Below are 6,490 nucleotides of genomic sequence, written 5' to 3'. Positions count from 1 at the left end.
CAGACTAATCCTGCCCCCGCAAACAATAAAATGAGCTCAACACTTTGTGGTCGGCGGAATGCGCACCCCGCGCTCAGGGCGGAAAGAAGCACAAGTGGCTATTGTACGGTCAAAGGCACTTCCGCAGTTCGGGAAAATCTTAGCGTTAAGATACCGATAAAATTCTTTAGAAAACAAGGTCGCGTTTTCTTGTCGTTTCACCCATGTCCAAGCACGGCTTGTCGCGCGTTGAAGCATTTTGGTGCGAATATTTGTATCCATATTGGGATGGTCGTAGATGAAATATGCAAGTGCAGCGTTTAGGTCATGGAGAACCTGAGATCCTCCAGCCAATGCGGAAGCACGGTTGTTGGTCTTTTCGACGGTTGGGCACCAGTTCAGAATACTTGGAACAAGGACAAAGTCTGTCTGGTTTGCGAGGCGCAGCGTGAAAGAATAATCTTGAATAAAGATGCGCGGGTCACATCCGCCTGCAGCACGAACTGTTTCTGTCTTGGCGAGAACACACGTCAGGTTGAAAATTGCCAGTTTGAGGGCGCGCTCAATTGGATTAGCCAGGAGCTGTGGTTTTTCGTCTGACAATGGTAAGTCTGGTGCATCCATCTTCTCGGAGTTCGCGGAAACGACCTCTCCCAAGCTCCACGCGAGCCCGATATCGAACTGCTTTAGTGCCTTATAAAGTTCTATGGTCGCGCGAGGATGGAGAATGTCATCACCGTCGCAAAACTTAATAAAGGGACGTGTTGCTGCGTCAATACCGACATTGGTTGCGATCGCGGGGCCAGCGTTTTTCTGGGTGATGATCTTTACGTTATCGCGATCATTCGAACATTCTTCTAACACAGCAAGGCTATTATCCGTCGAGCCGTCGTCGATGAAGATGTATTCACAGTCTCCGACGTCTTTTTGAGCAAAAATCGCGCTCAGTACCTTGGGAATGAAATCTTCTTTGTTATAAAATGTTGCGACAAAGCTGACGTCTGGCTTCAACGGTCCAATTCCTTAACAAGGCTTGCTGTTTGATTACAGCAATCAAGAATTTTGGTTGTTTATGGTTCTCCAAGTGGATGCTTTTATCAGGCCCAACTGCATTAGTCACCTCTGTGGTCAGGCTGTCAAAGAGATCGGTCTCCACGCTGACGAAATGTCTAAAAACTGGAGGCGAGGTCTTCTGATAATGAATTACGCATACTGTTGCACCGCTTAGTCAGATACCGTCATAAACATCGGCCCGCCCTTATGTCTCGGGAAGCCATAGCCATTGACCATGACAACATCAATGGCATCAGCACTGTTGGCGATGCCCTCAGACAAGATCTTGTCGCCTTCACTGCGCATCGCACCCAAGATGACATCCATGATTTCCGTACTGGTAAAGTCGCGGCGTGTGATGCGCTTTTTCTCTGATTCGGCAATCACCAATGCGTCGACTTCCGGGTCCGGCTGGGCCTTGCCGTTTTCATCATAACGATACCAGCCAAGGCCGTTCTTTTTGCCAAAACGTCCCATCTCACAAAGGTAATCCCCCAAAGCGACATAACGTTCGGACGGATCGCGGAACTGGGCGAGGCGTTTGCGGGTGGCCCATGAAATTTCGAGGCCAGCCATATCCAGCATGGCAAACAGGCCCATCGGGAAGCCGAATTCAACCATCGCGGCATCAATTTGATGGGGCAGTGCGCCGTCTTCGAGCATGTATTCACAATGCTTGCGATAGGCGGACATGATCCGGTTGCCGATAAAACCATCACAGACACCACATGGGACAGCGATCTTGCCAAGGGCACGGGCAAACTCGAACGCGGTTGCAAGGCTTTTGGTGTCGGCCTTGTCGGTTCGGACAACCTCAAGCAGCTTCATGATATGGGCGGGCGAGAAGAAATGCAGGCCAATCACGCGCCGCGGATTAACGCAGCGCGCGGCAATTTCATTGATGTCGAGATAGGATGTGTTGGACGCAAGCACCGCATCGGCTTTGCAATGAAGACTTAGTTTGCCAAAGACATCATGTTTGACCGCCATATCTTCAAACACGGCCTCGACCACCAGATCGGCATCGGATAAGGCAGCGTAATCAATGTTGGTGGAAAGGGACGCCATCAGCGCATCAAATCGATCCTGACTGATCAGGCCACGCTTGAGGCTGCCGGAAAGGTGTTTCTCAACCGTCGCACGGCCATTGTCACAGGCCGCTTCATCGCGTTCGATGATCGTGACATCAAAGCCCGCGAGTATGGACGCGGTTGCGATGCCAGCCCCCATGATGCCGCCGCCAATCACGCCGACCTGGCGGATCGGGTTGGGTTCAACACCTTTGAGTTCGGGCAGTTTGGCGACTGAGCGCTCGGCAAAGAAGATGTGGCGCAGTGCCTTTGACTGATCGCTGTCGCGCAGTTCGATGAATTTTTCGCGCTCAAAGGCAAGGCCTGCACCCGCGCCGTGTTCAATGCCGTTTCGGATGGCGGAGATGGCGGCAAGCGGGGCGACTTGACCACGAGCCTTCTTTTTCGTTGCGGATGTTATGTCGTCCCATTGCGCGGAGCTCGGCGCATCGATGGGATCCCTCGCAAGAAGGGATGCCGGTGTTTCACGATTGAGGATGGTCTTGGCAAAGTCGCGCGCGGCATCGCCCAAGGCGCCGTGGGTAATCGCATCAAGCAAGCCGATCTCGTTGGCTTTGGTGGCCGAAACCGGTTTGCCGCTGGTAATCATCGAGATGGCCTCGCTGACCGGGATCAGGCGCGGCAAGCGGACCGTGGCACCAGCCCCCGGGATCAGGCCAAGATTGACTTCCGGCAGGCCGAGTTTGGCTTTGCTGTCAGCAATGCGGTAATGGCAGCCCAGCGCGACTTCTAGTCCGCCGCCAAGGGCGTGGCCGTGAATGGCGGCAATGACCGGCTTGGTTGCGGCCTCAAGGCGTTTGATTACGTCGGGCAGGATCGGGGGCTTTGGCGGTTGTCCGAATTCACTAACATCGGCACCGGCAATAAAGGTTTTGCCTTCGCAGATCAGGATCGCAGCCCGGATGTCATCAGTGCCATCGATCTGATCAAGTGCATCAACAAGGCCACTACGCACCGAATGACTGGTGGCGTTGATTGGTGGATTGTTGATCGTGATGAAGGCAATCGCGTTTTCAATTGTAAGCGTGACGGTCGACATTTTATGCGTCCTCCGCACTGATCGGGGTGAGCAGGCAGGCGACAAGATCGGAGTCAGGGTCGGCGAGGTCGGCAATCACATTGAAATGATGTTTGTCCGGGGCATGCACACTTCGCGTGCGGGCGCCAAGGCCGGTCCAGATATTGGCCAGCAGATCGTTCTGGCGAACAAATTCCGGGCGTTCATCGGCCCCGACCCAGCAAGTGATCGAACACGGCAAGGCGGGTTTCAGCAGGGCTGCGCTTTCACGCGTTGCTTCGTCCTCATCAAGCTGCAGAGTATCATTCATGGTCGTTTTGAGCAGCGGGCGCAGGTCATTCAGGCCGCTGATCGAAACAGTGTTTTCAATCCGCGTCAGAACCGATGGAGCGAGTGGGGATGTGTCAGATACCATGCGGCTGACAAGGTGCCCGCCTGCCGAGTGACCGTTGATATGGATCGGGCCGGCGATCTTGTTGGCTGCGTGCGTGATGGCCGCGCCGATTTGCAGGGTGATTTCAGAAAGCCGTGCATCAGGGGCAAGCGTGTAGCTTGGCATACAAACAGCCCAGCCCCTGGTTACCGCCCCCCTGGCCAGATGCGACCAGCTGGATTTGTCAAACGCCTTCCAATAGCCGCCATGTACAAAGACGACCAAGCCCTTGGGCGTGCCGGAGGGCAGGAAAAGATCATATTTCTCACGCGGAGCATCGCCATAGGCAATGTCGAGCCGGGCGCGATCTTCACTTAAGAGTTCATCGCGAAATTGTGCCGATTGGGTCGCCCATAGCTCCGGATAGGTTGCGGCATCGGCGATGTGATCGCCATTGGCATAAGCATCATCCCAGTCGGTAATCATGGTCGGTTCCCTGAAATTCTGTGTTGTGGCGCTTGGTGATATCACCGGGCGCATTCTGATCATGGGAGGGAGTCTAGGCAAATCTGAAAATATTTCAAACCTAAAATATTTGTGCTTGAAATAAATGAATTCGAGGCGTACCGTTTTATCAGTTTCCCGAAACAACCAAACAAATCAGGAAGGGAAAAGCTGGTGAGAGTAGCTTGTCTGGGTGGCGGTCCTGCGGGGCTTTACTTTGGAATCTCGATGAAATTGCGCGACCCCGCGCACGAGGTTGTTGTGATTGAGCGCAACAAGCCAGATGACACATTTGGCTGGGGCGTGGTGCTGTCTGACGAGACGCTGGACAATCTGGCCGAGAATGATGGCAAAAGTGCCGAGGCCATTCGCGCCAACTTTTCCTATTGGGATGATGTCGCGGTTCAGTATCGCGGCGAAAAGACAATCTCCACCGGCCACGGGTTCTGCGGCATCGGCCGCAAAAAGCTTTTGATCCTGTTGCAAGAACGTGCACGTGAACTGGGTGTTGAGCTGCGCTTTGAGACGGAAGCCGAAAGTGCTGCCCATTATGCCAAGGAATTCGATCTGGTTGTTGCCAGTGATGGCCTGAATTCCAAGACCCGCACCGAATTTGCCGAGCATTTCCAGCCTGATATCGATACCCGCAAATGCAAGTTTGTCTGGCTGGGAACGCATCAGAAATTTGATGACGCCTTTACCTTTATCTTTGAGGAAACCGACAAGGGTTGGGTTTGGGCGCACGCCTATCAGTTTGATGACGAAACGGCGACCTTTATCGTCGAATGCACCCAGGAAACCTGGGATGCATATGGTTTTGGCGAGATGTCCAAGGAAGAGTCGATTGCAACCTGCGAGGACATCTTCAAGGATCATCTGGGCGGTCACGAACTGATCAGTAATGCACACCATATTCGCGGTTCGGCCTGGCTGAGCTTCCCGCGTGTTCTTTGCAAAAGCTGGTCTTATGAGAACATCGTTTTGATGGGCGATGCGGCGGCGACGGCGCATTTTTCCATCGGGTCGGGGACCAAGCTCGCGCTTGAAAGCGCGATTGCGCTGGCCAACTATCTGCATTCCGAAGGTGACCTCAAGTCCGCCTTTGGCAAATACGAAGACGAGCGCCGTCTTGAGGTCCTGCGTCTGCAGTCGGCTGCGCGCAACTCGATGGAGTGGTTCGAGGAAATCGAACGTTATTTCGATTTTGATCCAACCCAGTTTACCTATTCTCTTCTGACCAGATCGCAGCGCATCAGTCACGAAAACCTGCGTCTGCGCGATGCCAAATGGCTTGAAGGTGCGGAAAAATGGTTCCAGACGCAGGCGGGCCTTCCGGAAAGTGCGACGGTTCGCCATCCGATGTTCGTGCCTTATCAGTTGCGCGACATGTCGCTTAAAAACCGCATCGTTGTCTCGCCGATGGCACAGTACAAGGCGGTTGATGGTTGCCCGACCGACTGGCATCTGGTGCATTATGCCGAACGCGCAAAGGGCGGGGCAGGACTGGTTTATACCGAAATGACCTGTGTCTCGCCCGAAGGTCGCATCACGCCGGGCTGCCCGGGTGCCTATGATGCCAGCCACGAGAAGGCCTGGGCGCGGATTACTGATTTCATCCATAGCGAGTCTGAGGCCAAGGTCTGCATGCAGATCGGTCATTCCGGGCGCAAGGGTTCGACCCAGCTCGGTTGGGAAGAAATGGACGCACCGTTAAAGGATGATAACTGGCCACTGATGTCGGCATCTGCCATCGCATGGTCGGACCGCAATGCGGTGCCCAAGGCCATGACGCGTGAAGACATGGATATGGTTCGTGATCAGTTTGTTGCATCGGCCCAAATGGCCGATCGCGCAGGCTTTGACATGATCGAGGTTCATGCCGCGCATGGTTATCTTCTGTCATCCTTCATCAGCCCGGTCAGCAATGTCCGCGATGACGAATATGGCGGATCGCTTGAAAACCGGATGCGTTATCCGCTTGAAGTCATCAATGCCGTTCGTGCGGCATGGCCCAAAAACAAGCCGATGTCGGTGCGTATTTCGGCCAATGACTGGGTCGGTGATGCGGGGATTACGCCCGAAGAAGCGGTTGAGATTGCCCGGATGCTGAAAGCCAATGACGTCGATATTTGTGACGTTTCGGCGGGGCAGACGACAACGGATGCCAAGCCGGTCTATGGTCGCATGTTCCAGACACCGTTTTCCGACCGTATCCGCAACGAGGCCGGTATTCCGACCATGGCGGTTGGCAATATCTATGAGGCCGATCACGTCAATTCGATCCTGATGGCCGGGCGTGCTGACCTTGTTTGTCTGGCGCGACCGCATTTGGCCAATCCGTATTGGACGCTGCATCAGGCAGCCAGCCTTGGCAATCGCACCGAAAACTGGCCGGCGCCATACTATGCCGGGCGTGATCAGATGTGCCGTCTGGCCGAGCGGGCAGAAACCATGACCGGAAAGGTATAAGCA

Annotated in this window: 4 protein-coding genes; 1 reads left to right on the top strand and 3 read right to left on the bottom strand. The window is 54.3% G+C overall.

The annotated features are described in order from the left end of the window. Positions 1–36: 36 nt before the first annotated feature. The 3 genes from TH4_RS16530 to TH4_RS16520 all read right to left on the bottom strand — a co-directional run bounded on the left by TH4_RS16530 (position 37) and on the right by TH4_RS16520 (position 4,000). Positions 37–990, bottom strand: a complete 954-nt coding sequence (locus TH4_RS16530) for a glycosyltransferase family 2 protein (RefSeq protein WP_064781982.1) — start codon at positions 988–990, stop codon at positions 37–39. A gap of 213 nt (positions 991–1,203) precedes the next feature. Beyond that, the gene (locus TH4_RS16525) at positions 1,204–3,162 is read right to left on the bottom strand and encodes a 3-hydroxyacyl-CoA dehydrogenase NAD-binding domain-containing protein (RefSeq protein WP_064781981.1); all 1,959 of its coding nucleotides are present in this window, start codon (positions 3,160–3,162) and stop codon (positions 1,204–1,206) included. Position 3,163: 1 nt separating this feature from the next. Continuing rightward, positions 3,164–4,000: an alpha/beta hydrolase gene (locus TH4_RS16520; protein ID WP_064782001.1), complete on the bottom strand. Its 837-nt coding sequence runs from the start codon at positions 3,998–4,000 to the stop codon at positions 3,164–3,166. 192 nt (positions 4,001–4,192) lie between these two features. Here TH4_RS16520 and TH4_RS16515 point away from each other — a divergent pair, with 192 nt between their 5' ends. Next, on the top strand, positions 4,193–6,487 hold the full coding sequence (locus TH4_RS16515; protein ID WP_064782000.1) for a bifunctional salicylyl-CoA 5-hydroxylase/oxidoreductase: 2,295 nt from the start codon (positions 4,193–4,195) through the stop codon (positions 6,485–6,487). Positions 6,488–6,490: the final 3 nt, after the last annotated feature.

This window comes from Thalassospira tepidiphila MCCC 1A03514 (assembly GCF_001662875.1).
In the GTDB taxonomy this organism is placed as follows: Bacteria; Pseudomonadota; Alphaproteobacteria; order Rhodospirillales; family Thalassospiraceae; genus Thalassospira; species Thalassospira tepidiphila.
Note: the sequence above shows the minus strand (reverse complement) of the source record. Positions and strands in the feature narration are given on the sequence as shown.

Coding starts and splice junctions, on each gene's coding strand:
- TH4_RS16525 (WP_064781981.1), bottom strand. CDS start 3,162: ATGTCGACCGTCACGCTTACAATTGAAAACGCGATTGCCTTCATCACG.
- TH4_RS16520 (WP_064782001.1), bottom strand. CDS start 4,000: ATGATTACCGACTGGGATGATGCTTATGCCAATGGCGATCACATCGCC.